General features: G+C 68.7%; 15 protein-coding genes. 7 read left to right on the forward strand and 8 right to left on the reverse strand.

Translation table 11 applies throughout. The features are described 5' to 3' along the window. Positions 1-228 precede the first annotated feature (228 nt). Complete coding sequence (locus A7U43_RS14295; RefSeq protein WP_068002715.1) at positions 229-1,143, forward strand: LLM class F420-dependent oxidoreductase; 915 nt, start codon at positions 229-231, stop codon at positions 1,141-1,143. A 3-nt stretch (positions 1,144-1,146) separates the two neighbouring features. On the opposite strand, the gene A7U43_RS14300 is transcribed toward A7U43_RS14295, so the two are convergent. Both A7U43_RS14300 and A7U43_RS14305 read right to left on the reverse strand, forming a co-directional pair. Next, a complete protein-coding gene (locus tag A7U43_RS14300) occupies positions 1,147-1,641 on the reverse strand; it encodes a DUF427 domain-containing protein (RefSeq protein ID WP_231963314.1) in 495 nt (164 codons plus the stop codon). Further along, positions 1,638-2,324: an MBL fold metallo-hydrolase gene (locus A7U43_RS14305; protein WP_082902139.1), complete on the reverse strand. Its 687-nt coding sequence runs from the start codon at positions 2,322-2,324 to the stop codon at positions 1,638-1,640. The genes A7U43_RS14300 and A7U43_RS14305 overlap by 4 nt, the downstream gene beginning before the upstream one ends. A gap of 85 nt (positions 2,325-2,409) precedes the next feature. Between A7U43_RS14305 and uvrA the strand changes: the two genes are divergently transcribed. Continuing rightward, positions 2,410-5,316: an excinuclease ABC subunit UvrA gene (uvrA, locus tag A7U43_RS14310; RefSeq protein WP_067996319.1), complete on the forward strand. Its 2,907-nt coding sequence runs from the start codon at positions 2,410-2,412 to the stop codon at positions 5,314-5,316. A 64-nt stretch (positions 5,317-5,380) separates the two neighbouring features. Here the strand turns inward: uvrA and A7U43_RS14315 are convergent, their stop codons facing one another. Together A7U43_RS14315 and A7U43_RS14320 are read right to left on the reverse strand one after the other, a co-directional pair. Then, on the reverse strand, positions 5,381-6,538 hold the full coding sequence (locus A7U43_RS14315) for a winged helix DNA-binding domain-containing protein (RefSeq protein WP_067996322.1): 1,158 nt from the start codon (positions 6,536-6,538) through the stop codon (positions 5,381-5,383). Further along, the gene (locus A7U43_RS14320; RefSeq protein WP_068002722.1) at positions 6,538-6,801 is read right to left on the reverse strand and encodes a hypothetical protein; all 264 of its coding nucleotides are present in this window, start codon (positions 6,799-6,801) and stop codon (positions 6,538-6,540) included. Before A7U43_RS14320 ends, A7U43_RS14315 begins: the two co-directional genes overlap by 1 nt. 163 nt (positions 6,802-6,964) lie before the next feature. Between A7U43_RS14320 and A7U43_RS14325 the strand changes: the two genes are divergently transcribed. From A7U43_RS14325 to A7U43_RS14335, 3 genes are all read left to right on the forward strand, one after another. Then, entirely contained in the window at positions 6,965-7,468 is a 504-nt protein-coding gene (locus A7U43_RS14325; protein ID WP_067996325.1) for a lipoprotein LpqH, read from the forward strand. 95 nt (positions 7,469-7,563) lie between these two features. Continuing rightward, positions 7,564-9,261 carry a hypothetical protein gene (locus tag A7U43_RS14330; protein ID WP_067996327.1) on the forward strand — a complete coding sequence of 566 codons (1,698 nt, stop codon included), beginning with the start codon at positions 7,564-7,566 and terminating at the stop codon, positions 9,259-9,261. Next, positions 9,252-10,586 (forward strand): CHAT domain-containing protein, encoded by a 1,335-nt coding sequence (locus tag A7U43_RS14335; protein ID WP_067996329.1) that lies wholly within the window; start codon positions 9,252-9,254, stop codon positions 10,584-10,586. The genes A7U43_RS14330 and A7U43_RS14335 overlap by 10 nt, the downstream gene beginning before the upstream one ends. Positions 10,587-10,600: 14 nt before the next feature. Here the strand turns inward: A7U43_RS14335 and A7U43_RS30075 are convergent, their stop codons facing one another. Next, positions 10,601-11,245, reverse strand: coding sequence for a hypothetical protein (locus tag A7U43_RS30075; RefSeq protein ID WP_067996332.1), 645 nt, complete (start codon positions 11,243-11,245; stop codon positions 10,601-10,603). Between the two features lie 91 nt (positions 11,246-11,336). Between A7U43_RS30075 and A7U43_RS14345 the strand changes: the two genes are divergently transcribed. Then, complete coding sequence (locus tag A7U43_RS14345) at positions 11,337-12,665, forward strand: hypothetical protein (RefSeq protein WP_068002724.1); 1,329 nt, start codon at positions 11,337-11,339, stop codon at positions 12,663-12,665. Then, on the forward strand, positions 12,662-13,732 hold the full coding sequence (locus A7U43_RS14350) for a hypothetical protein (protein ID WP_067996335.1): 1,071 nt from the start codon (positions 12,662-12,664) through the stop codon (positions 13,730-13,732). The genes A7U43_RS14345 and A7U43_RS14350 overlap by 4 nt, the downstream gene beginning before the upstream one ends. Here A7U43_RS14350 and A7U43_RS14355 read toward each other — a convergent pair. The 3 genes from A7U43_RS14355 to A7U43_RS14365 form a co-directional block, all read right to left on the reverse strand. Further along, positions 13,726-15,072 carry an alpha/beta hydrolase gene (locus A7U43_RS14355; RefSeq protein ID WP_068002726.1) on the reverse strand — a complete coding sequence of 449 codons (1,347 nt, stop codon included), beginning with the start codon at positions 15,070-15,072 and terminating at the stop codon, positions 13,726-13,728. The genes A7U43_RS14350 and A7U43_RS14355 overlap by 7 nt on opposite strands. Positions 15,073-15,126: 54 nt before the next feature. Continuing rightward, positions 15,127-18,471, reverse strand: a complete 3,345-nt coding sequence (gene lysX / locus A7U43_RS14360; protein WP_067996337.1) for a bifunctional lysylphosphatidylglycerol synthetase/lysine--tRNA ligase LysX — start codon at positions 18,469-18,471, stop codon at positions 15,127-15,129. A gap of 67 nt (positions 18,472-18,538) precedes the next feature. Beyond that, positions 18,539-18,898: a DUF1844 domain-containing protein gene (locus tag A7U43_RS14365; RefSeq protein ID WP_067996340.1), complete on the reverse strand. Its 360-nt coding sequence runs from the start codon at positions 18,896-18,898 to the stop codon at positions 18,539-18,541. Positions 18,899-19,029: the final 131 nt, after the last annotated feature.

Genomic DNA, 19,029 nt, shown 5'->3' on the forward strand with positions numbered 1-19,029 from the left:
CGCGCCGGGCGCTCTTTACAAAGGAGCGCTTAAGTGTCACGGTGTTGAGGTGGTTGTCTTTCGTGCCGAGTGCTCCAACGGGATCACGGCGCAAGCGAGAATGTCGACAAGACAGTGCTTTTGGCGCTCGGTGCGCCCGGCTGCGGGACCGCTCGGCGGATCCGAGGTAGTTGGGCGCCCCGACGGTGCCTCTGTGTGGTCGGACTACGCGCCATGGGCGGGCGTTCGATGAAGTTCGCCTTCACCCACCCCATGCACAGTCACCCCTATAACCCCGAATTGGCCGGTGGGGCCGGCGTGGCCGCGGTCGCCGTGGCAGCGCAGGCCGCCGGCTTCGGCGGGTTCGGCTTCACCGATCATCCTGCGCCGACCCAGAAGTGGCTGGAGGCCGGCGGTCATGACGCCCTGGATCCCTTCGTGGCCATGGGTTTCGCCGCGGCCCACACCACGACGCTGCGATTGATCCCCAATGTGGTGGTGTTGCCCTACCGGAATCCGTTCGTCGTCGCCAAGGCCGGTGCGACGCTGGACCTGCTGTCGGGCGGCCGGTTCACCCTTGCCGTCGGAGTCGGCTATCTGAAGCGCGAATTCGCCGCGCTCGGTGTGGATTTCGACGAGCGCGGCGCACTGGTCGAAGAGGCGTTGCAGGTCATCCGGGCGGTGTGGACCGGTGATGACGTCAGCTACGCCGGCCGGCATTTCGCCGCGGCGGGCATCACCGCCCACCCGCGCCCCGCGGTACCGCCGCCGATCTGGATCGGTGGCAATACCGCGGCCGCGCGCCGCCGCGTGGCCGAACACGGAGACGGCTGGTGCCCGTTCCCGGCGGCCGGTGTGCTGGCACAGACCGCGCGCACCGACCCGATGGATTCGCTGGAGACGCTGAAGGCCGGCATCGACGACCTGCGCCGCCGTCTGGATGAGTCGGGACGGGACCCGGCCGCGGTCGACATCACCTTCAGCAATGCTGTCGGTGGCGCTCCGGGCGACGCGGGATTCGATGCGGGTGCCTACCTCGACGGGGTGGGGCGGTTGGCCGATCTCGGGGTGACATGGATCCAGGTGCCGGTGCCCGGTGGCAGCTTGGCGCACGCGACCGAGGCCGTCGCCCTGTTCGGCGAGCAGGTCATCGCGCAGCTCTGAGGCTCACCATCCCATCGACCCGGGGATGCCCTTGAACGGTCCGGTGACCCAGCTGGTGATCCAGCCCCCGTAGAAGCCGCCGGGCTGGGGAATGACGACTTCGCCGTTGACCGTGCACCGATCCACCGCGGCTGCCATCACCGCGATGGCACCGGCCAGCGGTGCGAACCCCGCCGTCGGCGACGGGTATGTCCACGCCGCCCGCGGCGCCACGGTGTCCTCGGACACCAGGTCGAAGTAGGCGGCCTGGCCCTTCCATTCGCACCATGACGAACCGGCGGCCTCGCGCAGAGCTCCCGGGATGAATACCGTCCGCGGCAGGTAGTACGTCGGCGGATGGCTGGTTTCCAGCACCCGCCAGCCGTCGGTGCTCGATGCGATCTGCTCGCCGCCGAGGTCGATGGTGATCGACCCGCGGAACTGCTCGAGTCGGGGCGGGCGCGGGTAGTCCCACACCGACTCCTGGCCGGGACCGGGTTTCTCGGGGACGGGTCTCACCAGCCGCGCCGCTTCCACTCCGCCAGGTGCGGGCGTTCGGCGCCGAGCGTGGTGTCATCGCCGTGCCCGGGATAGACCACGGTGGAATCGGGGTATACGTCGAACAACTTGTCCGACACGTCAGCGAGCAGCCGGTCGAAGTCACCGTCCTTCCAGGTCTTGCCGACCCCACCGGGGAACAGGCAGTCCCCGGTGAACAGATGGGTGGTGTCACCGTCGGCGCCGCGCAGCGCCAGAGCGACCGAACCCTCGGTGTGACCTTGGAGGTGAATCACGTCGAACGTGAGTTCGCCGATGGTGATCTTGTCGCCGTCGGCCAGCAGACGGTCCGGGCGCACCGGGAGCGGTTCGGCGTCGAGCTCGTGGGCCGCGGTCGGCGCACCGGTCGCTTCGGCCACGGCCGCGAGGGCCTGCCAGTGGTCATAGTGCTGGTGGCTCGTCACGATCAGCGCGATATCGGGCGCGTGCGCCCTGATCAGGTCGACCAGCGCGTCGGCATCGTTGGCGGCGTCGATGAGCAGGGTCTTCCCGGTGGCGGAACAGGTCACCAGGTAGGCGTTGTTGTCCATGGGGCCGACGGAGGCCTTGATGATCGTCGCCGCGGGCAGGGTGCGCCGAGCGGCGGCGCCGTTGTCGACGTGGCCGGTATAGGACTCGCTGAACACGATCTGAGGGCTGGTCACACCCCAACGCTATCCGGCTCGACTCCGGCTTGTCGGTGGGTGCACTTAGCATGGGCCGTGAATTCTGTCTTGGGAGGAAAACCCGTTGTCTGACCGTCTGATCGTCAAGGGTGCGCGTGAGCACAACCTGCGTGGAGTCGACCTTGATCTGCCGCGCGACGCCCTGATCGTGTTCACCGGCCTGTCCGGGTCGGGGAAGTCCTCACTGGCCTTCGACACGATCTTCGCCGAGGGGCAGCGCCGCTACGTCGAGTCGCTGTCGGCGTATGCGCGGCAGTTCCTCGGCCAGATGGACAAACCCGACGTCGATTTCATCGAGGGGCTGTCCCCGGCGGTGTCCATCGACCAGAAATCCACCAACCGCAACCCGCGCTCGACCGTCGGCACCATCACCGAGGTCTACGACTACCTGCGTCTGCTCTACGCCCGGGCCGGCACCCCGCACTGCCCGGTGTGCGGTGAGCGCATCGCCCGGCAGACCCCGCAGCAGATCGTCGACCAGGTGCTGGCCATGGAGGAAGGCGCCAAGTTCCAGGTGCTCGCGCCCGTGGTGCGCACCCGCAAGGGCGAGTTCGTCGACCTCTTCGACAAGCTCAACTCGCAGGGCTACAGCCGGGTGCGTGTCGACGGTGTGGTCTATCCGCTGACCGACCCGCCCAAGCTCAAGAAGCAGGAGAAGCACGATATCGAGGTGGTCGTCGACCGCCTCACCGTCAAGGCCAGCAGCAAGCAGCGCCTCACCGACTCGGTGGAAACCGCGCTGGGGCTGGCCGACGGCATCCTCGTGCTGGAATTCGTCGACCGCGAGGACGACCACCCGCATCGCGAACAGCGGTTCTCCGAGAAGCTGGCCTGCCCGAACGGGCACCCGCTGGCCGTTGACGATCTCGAGCCGCGGTCGTTCTCCTTCAATTCGCCCTACGGCGCCTGCCCCGAATGCACCGGCCTGGGCATCAAGAAGGAGGTCGACCCCGACCTGGTGGTGCCCGACCCGGAGTTGACGCTCGCCGAGGGCGCCGTCGCCCCCTGGTCGATGGGGCACACCGCCGAGTACTTCACCCGGATGATGTCGGGCCTCGGCGACGAGCTCGGCTTCGATGTGAACACCCCGTGGAAGAAGTTGCCCGCCAAGGCGCGCAAGGCGATCCTGGAGGGCTCCGACCACCAGGTGCACGTGCGCTACAAGAACCGCTACGGGCGCACCCGGTCCTACTACGCGGATTTCGAGGGCGTGCTGGCGTTCCTACAGCGGCGGATGGAACAGACCGATTCCGAACAGATGAAGGAACGCTACGAGGGTTTCATGCGGGATATCCCGTGCCCGGAATGCGCCGGCACCCGCCTGAAGCCGGAGATCCTTGCGGTGACGCTGGCGGCGGGTGAGTTCGGTGCCAAGTCGATCGCCGAGGTCGCCGAGTTGTCCATCGCCGACTGCGCCGACTTCCTCAACGCACTGACCCTGGGCACCCGCGAACAGGCCATCGCCGGACAGGTGCTCAAGGAGATCCAGTCCCGGCTGGGCTTCCTGCTCGACGTCGGCCTGGAATACCTGTCACTGTCGCGCGCGGCGGCGACGCTGTCCGGCGGTGAGGCACAACGCATCCGGCTCGCCACTCAGATCGGGTCCGGTCTGGTCGGCGTGCTCTATGTGCTCGATGAACCGTCGATCGGGCTGCATCAGCGTGACAACCGCAAGCTCATCGAGACCTTGGTACGACTGCGCAATCTGGGCAATACGCTGATCGTCGTCGAACATGACCTGGACACCATCGCGCACGCCGACTGGGTGGTCGACATCGGCCCGTACGCCGGTGAACACGGTGGTCGCATCGTGCACAGCGGAACCTACAAGGATCTGCTGAAGAACCCGGAATCTCTCACCGGTGCTTACCTTTCCGGCAAGGAGAGCATCGAGGTGCCGGCGATCCGTCGGCCGGTGGACCGCAAGCGCCAGCTCACCGTCGTCGGTGCACGGGAACACAATCTCAAAGAGGTCGACGTGACCTTCCCACTCGGCGTGCTCACCTCGGTCACCGGTGTCTCCGGCTCGGGCAAGTCGACGCTGGTCAACGACATCTTGGCGACCGTGCTGGCCAACAAGCTCAATGGCGCCCGGCAGGTGCCGGGGCGGCACACCCGGATCAACGGTATCGATCAGCTCGACAAGCTGGTGCGCGTCGACCAGTCACCGATCGGGCGGACCCCACGGTCGAACCCGGCCACCTATACCGGGGTGTTCGACAAGATCCGCACGCTGTTCGCGGCCACCACCGAGGCGAAGGTGCGCGGTTATCAGCCGGGCCGGTTCTCGTTCAACGTCAAGGGCGGTCGCTGCGAGGCGTGCTCCGGTGACGGCACGCTGAAGATCGAGATGAACTTCCTGCCCGACGTGTATGTGCCGTGCGAGGTGTGCCACGGCGCCCGGTACAACCGGGAGACGCTCGAGGTGCACTACAAGGGCAAGACCATCTCCGAGGTGCTGGACATGCCGATCGAGGAGGCGACCGAGTTCTTCGAGCCGATCTCCTCGATCCACCGGTACCTCAAGACACTGGTCGACGTCGGCCTCGGCTATGTCCGACTGGGGCAGCCCGCGCCGACGCTGTCCGGCGGTGAGGCGCAGCGCGTCAAGCTGGCCGCAGAATTGCAGAAGCGTTCGACCGGACGCACCGTGTACATCCTCGACGAACCGACCACCGGTCTGCATTTCGAGGACATCCGCAAACTGCTCAAGGTGATCAACGGCCTTGTGGACAAGGGCAATACGGTGATCGTCATCGAGCACAACCTCGATGTCATCAAGACCTCGGACTGGATCGTGGACATGGGCCCCGAGGGTGGCGCGGGCGGTGGCACGGTCGTCGCGGCCGGCACCCCCGAGGATGTCGCGGCGACACCGGAGAGTTACACCGGGCAGTTCCTGGTGGAGATGCTGGACCCGCCTGCCGCCCCGAAGGTGACCCGTAAGCGGCGGACCAAGGTCAGCGCCTGAGCAGCGGTCCGACGCGCGGCGCCGACGTCTGTGTTCAGGTCGATAGCCTCGAAGAGGGAGACCGTTAGATCTTCGTCAGCGGCGACGGGAACCGCGGTTTGATCAGGGTGCCGTCCAGCCAGTCGGTGAGGTCATCGGCCTTGCGCTGCAGGGCTTTACGTGCCGTGCGGCTGGCATCCCCGATCACCTGAACCTCGACCCGGCCATCGGCGGATTGCCGCCAGCCACCGACCACGCGGCCGTCCGCCCACGCCGTCGGTCCGGCGTTGCCCCGGCTGTCGAACACCTGGCCGCGCAGATCCTCCAGGTACCAGTCCCGGTCGACCCAGCCCATCGTCGTCACATCGAGTCCGGGTAGCAGTGCACACCATGGTTCGGTGTCCGGTTCGGGTTCCAGATCATCGGGCAGCGCCACCCCGGGGGTGCCCTGCATATCCACCTCGACCGCGCCGATAGCGGTCAGTGCGCGCCGGGTCCAGGTCAAGGTGTGGCCGAACCACCATTTGACATCGGCCACGGTGGCCGGCCCGAACGCCCGCAGCCAGGTGCGCACCAACGCGGCACTGGCGGCGTCGGGCTCGGCGGGATCTGATGCGTCCAGCCAGGAGGGGGCCGACACCCACAACGGACGTGACGACGTCCATCCGCCCTGATTCGGGCCCCGGACAACCTCACCGCGGACCGCGAGCACGGTGATGACCCGCGGCGACAGCGCAGTCACACCACCCCAGGGCTTTCCGGGTGCCGGGTCGTAGGTGCCCGCGAGTTCCGGCAGCGCCGCGCGCAACTGGGCCGCACTGGTGGGTCCGTTGGCTTCCAGGTATGCCAGCACCGCGGCGCAGGCGGTACGCAACCATGCGGCGCCGTCGGCAGCCACCCCGGCCCTCTCGACATCGGCGATCAGCTTGCGGCTCTCGCTCTCGGCGACGCGGTCGCTGGATGCCGCCTGCACCGCCGACACAGCGTCGGCGCGCACCACCCACAGCGTGCGGCGCATCGCGAGATGTTTGACCAGTGCGCGCTCTCGATACAACGTGGCGTCCAGATCGGCTCGGTCGAAGTCCGTGATCCGGGCCCACAGCGACAGGTACGGGGTGGCCGGATCGGTGGCGTGCAGCGCGACCATCGCCGATGTCACGGCGCATGGATCGGTGCCGTGCTCACTGAGGAAATGCCGCCGCGCCAACCGGGCCCGCCGTTCGGCGAGGGTGAAGGAGCGCACTAGTCCCGGTTCATCGATTCGCGGATCTGCTTCAACCGGTCGGCGGCTGCTTTCTGGCGTGCCTCGTACTGTTCGGACACCGAACGGCCTTCGGGGGTGTCTTCGGCGAGTTCGACGGCACCGAGCGCGGTCCCGAGACGGGTTTCGATCTTCTCGCGCACCGCATCGAAGGTCGGCACACCCGACTCGGTGTAGCCGGTGTCCACGTGAACGGGCCCCGGCAGCGCCGGTGTCGGCTCGGCTGGCGCTACCTCGGCTGGCATGACCTCGGCGTCGGTCTCCTCGCCGGCCGAAGGCTGCTGGTCATCGGGCATGACGTCACGGTACCCGCTACCGAAGTTTGGGATCGGTAGCAATTCGGCACGGATGTACTTACCGCACGACGGCGCCACTGGGGCGGCCGGCGAATGTAAAGGACACACACACATGACGAAGAATCGCGTTCTGGCCGCCGGGATCGGGATGCTCGCCACCGCGGCGGTACTGGTGGGTTGCTCCGACGAGAACTCGGCCAAGGGCAACGAGCCGGCCGGATCCGGCAACACCGGCAGCACGGCGCAGGTGGCCGGCGGCGGCAGCACCGAGGTCAAGGTGGAAGGCCAGGATCTGGCCGGGCTGGACCTCAAGTCCGTGACCTGTGTGAAGGCCGGCGGCAAGATCAACGTCGCCAGCGCCGCCATCGGCGGCCAGCAGGGCCTCGGCGTCGTGATGACCGACGATGCCAGCCCCAAGGTCGAGTCGGTCGGCCTGGTGGTCGACGGTAACGCCCTGGCGGTCGCCTCGATGGCCGGTGCGAGCTCCGGATCGGCTGAGGTGAAGGTCGACGGCAGCACCTACACCATCACCGGTGAGGCGGTCGGCGCCGATCTGAAGAACCCGATGGCGGGGATGATCACCAAGAAGTTCGAAATCAAGGTCAACTGCAGCTGATCGGCCCAGCCCACGACGGGGCGACCCTCGGCCGGCGGCGGCGGACGTGCACGTTCGTCCGCCGCCTTCGGCCGCGGTCACCCTATGATGGCGCGGTGTCGATCACCGGCGACCTGGATCGGGCCCGACGGCTCGCCTGGGCTGCCGACGAGTCGGCAGCCAAGGAGTTGCTGCTGTCGCTGCTGCCCGCCATCGAAGAGGCCGATCGCGACGACCTGGCCCTGGAGGTCTCCGCCCAACTCGGTGAGATCTACCTGGTGCGCACCGCCTACGACGGCGTGGACGAGTGCATCCGGCGCATCCGGGACTGCATCGCCGCCTACACGGCGTTGGCGCCGCACAGCCCCGATACCGCGTCCATGATGGCGCGCTACACCCGTCGGGCGCACTTCCTGCAGGCCGGATTGCACGCCGCCCGCGGCGCCCACGATCAGGCCGCGGACGCGGTGTCTGCACTGGTGACGGCCCCCGGACCGCCGGAGTGCAACGACGAACACCGATATCTGATCGGCTATGCCCGGGTGCTCTGTGCGACGGCACTCTCCGATGACGATCTGCATCATCTGGCGGCGCCCATGTGGGACCAGGTGATCGACACCGTCGACACCTCCACCGCCGACAACGGCCTGGGGGATCGGCTGTTGGTGCTCGCCGGCATCGGATACGGCGGGTTCTGCGTGCAGACCGGCAGACTTGCCGACGCCGAGCCATGGTTGCGCCGCGCCGGCGCGCGCGCCCAGGCACACGGTTGGGAGCTCGACACCGCCCGCACGCAGCTGGAGCGCGCGATCGCGTGCTGGTCGATGGGCGACCACAACGGGGTGGACCGGCTGATCGACGAGGCATACCCGGTCATCGCGAAGTACGCCCGTGCCCACGATGTGTCCCGCTGCTGGTTCTACCGGGGGTTCACCAGACTGGCCTCGGCGGCACTGGAGGAAGCCGATCAGTGCTGGGAACATGCCGAACGGCACTGGCGAGAGCTCGGCAAGCCCCTCTATCTGCACCGCATTCTGCTGCAGCGCAGCTGGATCCCGATCTTCTTCGGACGATTCGCCGAGGCCACCGAGCTGATCGCGCAGGCCCGCACCCTGCTCGACGGGTGGCCCCGCAGCAGCTGGCTACAGTACGCCCGGCTCGACGATCAGCTGGGCACGGTGTGGCGAGCCGACGCGCTCGGCGATCTGGGATTCGACGGCGCCGGTGATCTCGACGACACCTGGGACGAGATCGAGGCCAAACATGAAGCCTCACTGGGCACCACCAACGCCGAGACCGGCAGTGCTGCCTTCCGGCGGGCGATGGCCAAACTCGAACAGGCCGCAGAGCTGAAGGTGCCTGCGGCGCTCGCGGTGGATTCGGTGCGCTACACGATCATCGACGCGGCGGCCCGCGCGCAATGGGCGGCCAGGGTGTCGGCACCCATGCTGGCCGGGGCATTCGCGGTGTCCTGGGAGTGGGAGAATACCGCGCTCACCGCTGAGCTGATCGAATACCACAGCGCCAGAGGGAGTTTCAGCACAGAAACGGAGGCGGGCGCCGACGTGCCGATCTGGGCCGGGGCGCAGGCCGTACTGGTGGATGCGGAATTCGAACTGCCCGATCTGGCACTCGCCGATGTTGCGGCGGGGTCCGTCGCCGGCGGACCGTCGTTGACGCGACTCGGTCCGCTGCCGCCCCTGCAGATGGATCCCGGCGCACCCCCGATCCTCGGGCACTACCGCGCGCTGGCCAAGCAGCGCTACGGACGCAACATCACCAGCGATGAACCGGCCTGGCCCACATGGTCGTGACCGGCCGGCCGACACTGGTGCTGCGCTACGCCGATGTCGGAATCGCGAGCTACGCCAGTCTGCGCATGGTGGGGCGGCCCGAGTCGACCGTGACCTGGGTGGTGGAGGAGACCATCCTGCTGGCGGCACAGGAGGAGATCTTCGCGGCATTGCCGGATCCGCGTGACGGCGAGACGGCGCTGGAGGCCTTGGGGCGGGCGCTCTCCGGCGGTGCACTCACCGACACCGATGCCGAACTCACCCTTGCCTACCGGTTGGGCGTCTTGTTGATCTCGTCGGCGGGCTGGGATCTGCTGCAGCAGTGTGTAAGTGACCCGCGGGCGGTGTTGTTCGTCGCACCGAGTGCACGTCTGGGCCGGGTGCCGTGGGGTCTGCTGGCGCTGCCCGCGGTGCGGCCCGAGGTGACCGCCATGCTGGCCGCGCGTCAGGAGGCGATCACCCCGGACGGCCCGCAGCCGGCGTCGATACCGTGGCCTGCGGGGGAGATCGGCGAACTCACCGAAGGTCACCGACTGCTGGAGTTCGCCGACGTGCTGATGGCGGTGCCGGCGAATATCGCGCACTCGCGGCGCGTCAACGTAGCGCGCCCGGAGGCGGATCCGTTGTTGATTCTCGACCCTCGGGTGCCCGGACAGCGGCCGGATTCAGCGCTCGGGTCGGTGCTGGGCCGGCCGGCACCGGACACCCTGCTGGCGAGGCACTACACCGACCTGATGGCCCGCCGAGCGGTGATGCCGCGAGTGAGCACCGCGGTCGAACTCTTCCGGCGGACCGACACGGACCGGGGATGGCTGGCGAGCGCACTGGCTGCCCAGCCGGGCCGTCTGGTCTACGTCGGGCACGCCAGCACCGGGGACGGTGCCGAACGGGCGGCCCTGCATCTCGCGTGCCGGCACACGGTCGACGGGTACAGCGAGCCGATCGGCGAGCACCGGCCCCTCTCCGCGGCCGATCTGATGTCCGCGGACCTGCTGTTCCCGACCCGTGTTGCGTTGCTGGCCTGTGCATCCGGTGGTGACTACCGCTTCGACGAACCCACCGGGATCGTCGCGGCGATGGTGCTCGGCGGGGCCGAGGTGGTGACGGCCACGCTGTGGTCCTTGCCCACCAGCGCGGGGTTCCGGCGCTTTGTCGACCGTGGGCCGGCCGACCCGATGGGAGAGGTCATTGCCGCGGTCGACACCGCGCACCAGGCGGAATCCGATGCCGAGGCCGCGTTTTCGGTCAACCGGTGGCAGCGGGCACAGCTGCGGCGCTGGCGCGACGGCGACGTGGCCGCCGCGCCGGTGTATTGGGCTGCCCTGGTGAGCTTTGCGGTCTTCTGACCGATTCTGCCCCGTCAGGCCGGCGGCACGGCCACTGCGACCGCGGATTCGTCACCCCGTCGGTAGTAGGTGTCGATGACGCTGCCCGGGCGCACCCGGTCCAGCGAGGTGGCCGGGATCAGCGTGGTCTCGTGCGCGGGGAACTGTCCGCCCTCGGGCCTGCGGACCATCAGATCGAGCACCACCTCCCGGTAGTCCTCACGTGCGGTGCCGGTGGAACGCGCGGCCGTCACCACCCCGCTGGCCCTGGTGCCGTGCCGGATGAGTTCCAGCTGAGCATCGGTGAGCAGGCCTTTGTCCACCAGCATCCGGTCGAAGGCGGCGCGGATCGCGACCATGTCGTCGGCGAGTGAGAGCTGCTCGCGGGAGTCGGGGTCAAAGGTCAGCAGCAGCACCGCCCCGGGTCGGATCTCGGCGACCACCGGATCGTCAGGGGTGCCACGCAGGCGTCCGGTGAACTTCTGGCCGCACACGCTTTCCACCTCCACGGTGATCCGGTCGGAGACGGCACTGACGGTGCCGATGGCAACTGACGGAGCGCCGGCGGGTTTGGGCGCCGACCGGCCGCGCGGCGCCATGGCGGCGATGGCGGAGCCGACGGTGACGAACACGACGGCGGAGGCGACGAGGACCAGGAGGATCTGCAGTGACTCAGGCATGGACAACAGGGTCACCCCGTCGGCCGGCTACCGAACCCAACTTTTCACCGCGCGTAGCGACCGTGACGCCATCCGTGCCTATCCTGATCGGATGAGCACGGTTCCGGAGATCGCGGCACAGCAGGCGGGTGCGTCGTGCGCACAGCCGCGACGCGCCGTGATCGACCGTGCCTGGCGTGCGCTGGGCCCGGGTGTCGAGGTGCTCAGCGGCGACGACGGCGGGCCGCTGAGCCGCACCGTCAAGCGCATCCTGGATCCGCTGGTGCTGCGGCTACGGTCCAACCCGCACTACTCGACGCCGGTGGTGTCCGGCGAGGTGGCCGCCGAGATGCACCAGCTGATCCTCGCTCAGCGCGACCAGCTCTGTGCCACCGCATCATGGTTCGCGGTGCTCAAGGTGCATCGCCGCAAGCTCCGTTTCACCACCGGGAACGCGCAGGAACTGTACTTCCCGGTGTGTTACGAACTGGCTGTGACCAAAGGTCCACCGGTACAAGGTGATTCGGGTACCGCGGAGAACATTTTGCGGGGCATCCACGCAGACCGGGACCGCACCGCCATCGAAGTGCTCAACCGGTACGTCGCCGATGAGTCGGTGATCGGGGCGTTGTCGCGCCAGCTGCGGGACAGTTGGTCGGACGTGCGGCCGACCGCCGCCATCACCGACCCATTCCTGGCCGGCCTGAGCACCGTGCTGGGCGACGCCGTCGGCCACAACGAACAGACGGCCCGCCAACGGGTTTGGGCCGCACTGGTCGCCGACGCGACACCCTACAACCTGGGAGCCCGGGCCCGCGGCCCGGCGCCGGACCTGCCGTGGTCCCTGGTGGAGATCGGGCTCACCGCCGCGCTGCCGCAGCAGCCACCGCCCGTCCACGGCGGCGCCGACACCGATCGTCCGTTGAACCGCAGCGTCGTGGATCGGGTCCGTGCCACCCTGCGCCGCGCCCTGGACCGCGACGAACTCCCGGACGTGCCCCTGTTGTGCGCCGAGGAGGTGGACCGGGCCTGCGCGCCGTGGGGACTGCTCGCCGAGGACATCCAGGCCGCGATGGTGGCCGGTGTCGAGGTGGCCGTCGACCTGGCGCCGCTGAGCGAGGCGGCGGCCCCGCGCTACCGGTTGGCCGCGCAGATCCAGGCCAGGCTCCGCAAGGAGGCCTATGTGTTGCACGCGCGGCGCTACCTGGCCGACGGGCAGCCACTGCACCCGCGTCAACAGCAGGTGACCGACGAGCTTGCGGCGTTCGCCAGGCCGTATCTGAGCCGGCTGTGGGCTCGCCTGCACGGTCGCGACGTCTGGCAGGAGTCCTGTGTCGATGTCGATGAGATGCGCGCGCTGCTGGAAGGGGTCGCCCGGTCGGTGAGCCTGGACCACCGGCAGCGGATCAAGGCAATGCTGGAAATGGTGGCAGCTCGATGAACCTGGTTTCCCAGCAAGGCTTGTGGACCACCGGAGGGCCGGTGGCGGCCCCGCCGGCGGTCGCGGTCCTGGAGGTCGCCGGGGCTGTGCTGGCGTGGACGGTGGATGACCCGGCCCGGCCCGCGCAGTTGACGTTCACCGATGTGTCCGCAGCCGACTGGTTGTGGCGGGTCGTCGGGGAACAGGGGCACGTAGCCGTGATCGATGCGCTGGCAGGCCCGATCGCCGGCCCGCACTCCGGCATCGACATTGCCGATGTGGAACTGTCTGCCCAGGCGCTGGCACCGCTGCGCCGCCTCGCGCTGGGGCATTGGTTGCGCCGCTGGTGGCCGGCCAGCGTCCGCGACGGCATCGTCGATCTCGACATCGCGGTACTGGACGCAGAACTGGCGGTGCTGACGTCCGCCGCGCATGACTTCTTCGCCGAGGACACCCTGGACTCCGATGTCGAGGCGCTGCTGCGCCCGCACCGCGAGGCACTGCTGCGCCAGTTGCATCACGGCGCCCCCCGGGTGACGGCACTGGTCGAGTCCTGCCAGGAACTCATGGACTGGACCGAAAGTCCCGAACCCGTTGCGGCGTCCGAAGATCGCCGCCGCGATGACTACGCCCTGGCCGCCGGCGGGGCACCCTCGCAGCCGGATGCGATCGGTGCCGGTGTCGCATCGATCAGCTGGAGTGCGGTGCCTGCGGGGGTCTTCGATGCCGCCGAGGACACCGTCGAATGGTCGGTGCGCGGGGACGGGGCCGGCGCGGTGGTGGCCACCGTGCGAGCGGTCACCAGCGCATCGGCCGCCGGAGTCCCGGTGCGGTTACGCAGCGCCGATGTGGTCGGCGCGGGCGAGCTCGACGAGCGTGGCGCCGCGACGCTCAGCCTACCGGTGTCGGAATCGGCGGCGTGGAACCGTGATTGGGCCGAAACCGTGGTGACCATCGGTCAGGGGGGAACGGCCGGCGACGACCGGGAGACCCGGGATCGGCTGCGCGCCTTCGTACGCTCCCGGCTGGCGGTTCCGGCTGCCGACGCGTACCTGGCGGAGATCCTTGCCGCCGAGTCCGACTACTGACCGGGCCGCCGCTCGGCGACATCGACCGCGGTGGGTCCCTTCGCCGGCTGCTGCAGTGCTGTCCTGGGGACGCCCGGTGTCTGGATTTCGCCGGCAAGCCAGGGCAGTGCCTCGGCGAAAGCGTTTGCCGCGAAGGGCCAGTCATGCCGGCCAGGTCGGGTGATCACCGCGCAGTCGATGCCATGGGATGCCCCCAAACCGCACAGCGCCTGGGCGGCAGCGGCGGTCTGCGGTGGTGGCGAGGCACCCGCCCCATTGACCGCGAACCAACCTGACACCCCGGTGTACGGGCCGTGCCGGGTGATGACCGTGGTGGGATCGAAGGATTCATAGGCGGCTGCGTCACCGCCGAACAGGCGATCGATCGTCTGGGCCTTCGACCCGGAATTCGGGCTCAGGTCACCGGCGATGTCCTCGAACACCGAGAAGGTCTCTGGGTGCATGACGGTCAGGTCGACGGCGCAGGTGCCGCCCATCGACCATCCGACGACACCCCAGTTCGCCGGGTCCGAGCTCACGCCGAACTTCGAGACCATAGCCGGAACAACGTCTTTGGTGAGATGATCGGCGACCTTACCGCGACGGCCGTTCACGCATTCGGTGTCGTTGTTGAACGTCCCGCCGACGTCGACGAACACCAGCACCGGCGCCTCGCCGCCGTGCGCCGCGGCGAAGGTATCCACCGTCTGCACGGCGTTGCCTGCCCGCGCCCAGTCCTGCGGCGTGTTCAGTTCGCCGCCGATCATCATCAGTGTCGGCAGTCGTGGCGGGGGATCGGCGGCGAACCAGGCCGGCGGCAGATAGACGAACTCGCCGCGGTGTTTGAATCCGGACCCGGCGTCCCCGGTATCCACCGGAACCAGGGAACCGTTGTGCGGCACCGCATGCCGCACCTGGAACGCGGCGACGGTCGCCATATCGGTCTGATCGGGCAGCGGACCGGCGGTCAGCTGTCCCCAGGCTGTCGCCACGGTGGGGAAGTAGCCGGTCCACTGGTTGACGGCCAGTGCCGTGCACAGCACGCACAGCGGAACGGCCGCGAGCGCGGCGGCCCGTCGCCACCAACGGCGGTGCCGACAGCGGGTCACCAGCGCCGCGGCGGTGAACCCGGTCAGTGCGATCCAGATCCACAACGCCTGCGGCGCGGGATCCCCGGCCAGCCCCTGGCTGGCGATGTACCAGTGCGCGGCGGCGGCGGCCGCCACCCCGAAGGCGCCGGCGGCAATCAGGCGCCGGCGTCGCCGCAGGGCCGCCACCAGAACCAGGCCGGTGACCACCTGGGCGGTCACCGGCATCCAACCATGGGTCAGCGAATCATGGTGCTGCAAAAGCCCGGACATCAGTGTCACGAGATCATCGTGACGGTGCTTCCTGGAAGAGAGCTGTGACCGCGGCTAGCGGGGTTTGGCCAACGGGAAGGGCAGGGTCTCCCGGATGCTGCGGCCCGTGATGAGCATGACGACGCGGTCGACGCCGACACCGAGACCGCCCGTCGGGGGCATCGCGTACTCGAGGGCCTGTAGGAAATCCTCGTCGAGTTCCATCGCCTCCGGGTCGCCACCGGCGGCCAGCAGCGACTGCTCCTGCAGCCGCTTGCGCTGTTCCACCGGGTCGGTGAGCTCGCTGTACGCGGTCCCCAGTTCGACACCCCAGGCCACCAGATCCCAGCGTTCGGCGACACCGTCGATGCTGCGGTGCGGTCGGGTCAGCGGGGATACCGTGGTGGGGAAGTCCTTGTAGAAGGTCGGGTGCTCGGTCTGTCCCTCGACGAGACGCTCATAGAGTTCGAGTACCACCGCGCCGGCGTCCCAGTGCGTCAGGTACGGGACCCCGGCGCCGTCGCACAGGCTGCGCAGCCGGTCCAGCCCGGTCTGCGGACCGATCTGCTCGCCGAGCGCCTCGGACACCGCGCCGTGCACCGTCTTCACCGGCCACTCCCCGGAGATGTCCACCGCGATCAGGTCCCCGTCGGGTCCGGGCCGCATCACCACCTGCGCACCGTTGGCGGCCTCGGCGGCGTTCTGGATCAACTCCCGGCACCCGTGCATCCACACGTTGTAATCGGCGTGCGCCTGATACGCCTCCAGCAGCGTGAATTCCGGGTTGTGGCTGAAGTCCACGCCCTCGTTGCGGAACGCGCGGCCCAGCTCGAACACGCGCTCCACACCGCCGACGCACAACCGCTTCAGATACAGCTCGGGAGCGATCCGCAGGTACAGGTCGAGGTCGTAGGCGTTGATGTGGGTCGTGAACGGGCGGGCGTTGGCGCCCCCGTGGATCTGCTGCAGGATCGGCGTCTCGACCTCCAAGAACCCCTTGCCCACCAGCGTCTCCCGGATGGAATGCAGGATGCGGCTGCGGGCGGTGATGAGATCGCGGGCCTCGGTGTTGATGGCAAGGTCGACATACCGGGTACGCACCCGGGCCTCCGGATCGGTCAGTCCCTTCCACTTGTCGGGCAGCGGGCGCAGGCACTTGCCGATCAGCCGCCACCGGGTGACGAGCAACGACGGTGTGCCGTTGCGGCTGGAACCCATGGTGCCGGTGACCTCGACCAGGTCGCCGAGGTCGATCGAGCCGGTGAAGTCGGCATTGGTGCCCTGGGTGAGGCGCGAATTGTCCAGCAGCAGTTGCACATCGCCGGACCAGTCGCGCAGCACGGCGAACAGCACCCCGCCGTAGTCGCGCAACCGCAGGATCCGTCCCGCCACGGTGACGGTGACATCGGCGACGGGGGCGCCCAGTGCCTGCGCCACGGTATGGCTGGGCGCTTCGCCGACCGGGTAGGCATCGACGCCGCTGTCCTGGAGCGACTTCAGCTTCGCCATCCTGACCCGCACTTGCTCGGGTAGGCGGTTGTGCTCGTCGGCGGGCAGATCCTCTTGTAGCGCACCGATATCCGGCGCGCTGCCGTCCCGGTGCAACAGCCCACTGTCGACCAGGTTCTTCGGCGCGGCCACATGCTCGCCGGTGTGCTCCTTGCGGCGCGAGAACGGCAACACCAGGAAACCCTCGGCGATCACCGAGGCCACCCCGACGCGGGGCACCTCGCGGGCGTCTTCGTAGCACGCGAACCGCGGAACCCATTCCGGCTGGTACTTCATGTTGGACCGGTACAACGTCTCCAGCTGCCACCAGCGGGAGAAGAAGACCAGCAGGCCGCGCCACAGCCGGGCGATCGGGCCCGCACCCAGTTGGGCGCCCTGCTCGAACGCCGAGCGGAACATCGCGAAGTTCAGTGAGATCCGGGTGATGCCGAGATCTTCGGCCTGAAGGCAGATTTCGCTGACCATCAGCTCGATGGTGCCGTTGGGGGACTGCGGCGAGCGGCGCATCACATCCAGCGACACCCCGTTGGCGCCCCAGGGGACCAGCGACAGCAGCGCCACCACTTGATCATCGGAGCCGTCGGGTCCGGCTTGCACGGCCTCCACCAGTAGACAGTCACCGTCGGCGGGATCGCCCAAGCGCCCCAGCGCCATCGAGAAGCCGCGTTCGGTTTCGGTGTCGCGCCAGGCATCGGCGCGGCCGACGACCATGGCCATCGCATCGGCGGTCAGTTCACGGTGCCTGCGGATGCGGACCGTCAGGCCCGCGCGGCGGGCGCGGGTGACGGCCTGGCGTACCGGTTTCATGTCCGGGCCGGACAACTTGAAACGGTCGGGGTGCAGGATGGCCTCGTCACCCAGTTCGATCGCGTTGAGGCCGGCATCCCGAAAGGCCTGTGCGGCCGCAGCGCTGGCGCCCATCACGCCGGGTGCCCAGCCGTAGGACTTGCACAATTTGAGCCAGGCGTCGATGACGGCCGGCCAGGAGCGCGGGTCGCCGACCGGGTCACCGCTGGCCAGACAGACACCGACCTCGACGCGGTAGGTGATGGCGGCGCGGCCGTTGGGCGCGAACACCACCGACTTGTCCCGGCGGGTGGCGAAATAGCCCAGCGAGTCGTTCTTGCCGAACAGCTCCAACAGCCCGCGGATCGCGGACTCGTCCTGTCCGGTCAGCGCGTTGGTCGCCCGCTGGGACCGGAACAGCACGATCGCGGCGACCACGAGCGCCAGCGCGCCGAACAGACCGAGCAGGGCGTTGATCAGGACCCCGGGGTGTTGCCCGTCGAACACCGTGGCATCGACACCGGCAAACGCCGCCACGCGGTTGGCGGCGTAGCCGAGGCGATAGTCACGCTGCAGCGTGCCGGGGAACAGCTCCAGCAGAGCCCAGCCGATGCCGATACCCAGAGCCATCCCCGCCAGCAGGGTGCCGATCGCCTTGAACAGCGCGCCGCGGCGGACCTTGGCCCAGAATTCGTGACGGGCCAGCACCAGGAACCCGATGGCGGCCAGGTGGAACCCCAGGCCGATGACCTCGCCGAACTCCTCCAGCACCGATTCGTCGCCGGCGATCAGGTCGGCGATGTTCACCCCGACCGCGGCGACCATGTACAACACCAGGATCCACCAGGCGATGCTCTTGCGGGCGGCCAGCGCGGCTGCCAGCAGCGCCAGGACCGTCGCCCAGGCGAAACTGGTGTCGGGGAAGTTGAAGATGTAGTCGTTGACGAACTCGCGCGGCACCCGGATGGCCGTGCGGACCAGCGGCGAAATGCTCGCCACCAGCGACAGCGTGGCGATGACCCCGACGATCCAGCCCGCCGCGGTGGGCACCCACGAGAATCCCGACGGTCGTCGGGGCCTGGATGAACCCGGGACCGACGGATGCGGGACTGTGCTGGCCGTCATAGGGCGCGAGAATATGCCCTCAGCGGCCGACTTGGGCGCTTCTGCGGACCCGGGTGTCGGCCCGGGGTCACCAGACCGGGCCGGTGTACTTCTCCCCGGGGCCGTGACCGGGTTCCTCGGGAGCCGCGCTGGCCTCCCGGAACGCCAACTGCAGGCTCTTCAATCCGTCGCGTAACGGCCCCGCGTGCAAGCCCAGGTACTCGGCCGATGCGGTAACCAAACCGGCGAGGGCCGTGATGAGCCGGCGGGCTTCGTCCAGATCGCGGTGCGGGCTGTCCTCGGGGTCCTCGGCGCCCAGACCGATCTTCTCCGCGGCCGCACTCATCAGCATGACGGCCGAGCGGGTGATCACCTCGACGGCGGGAATCTCGGCGAGCTCCCTTACCTGCGGGTCTGCGCCGGGCGGAGTTTTCTGATCATCGGTCATGCCTGTTAGACTGGCACGATCGACCGTCCCGGCGAACGCCAGGGACAGTAAGTGGAGTCCCGCTCCCACCGCTGACCATACCGGTCCAGCGGTCCGGTCACAGGCATCTGCGGATGCCCTGTTCTGCGCAT

The organism is Mycobacterium adipatum, from assembly GCF_001644575.1.
Lineage (GTDB): Bacteria > Actinomycetota > Actinomycetes > Mycobacteriales > Mycobacteriaceae > Mycobacterium > Mycobacterium adipatum.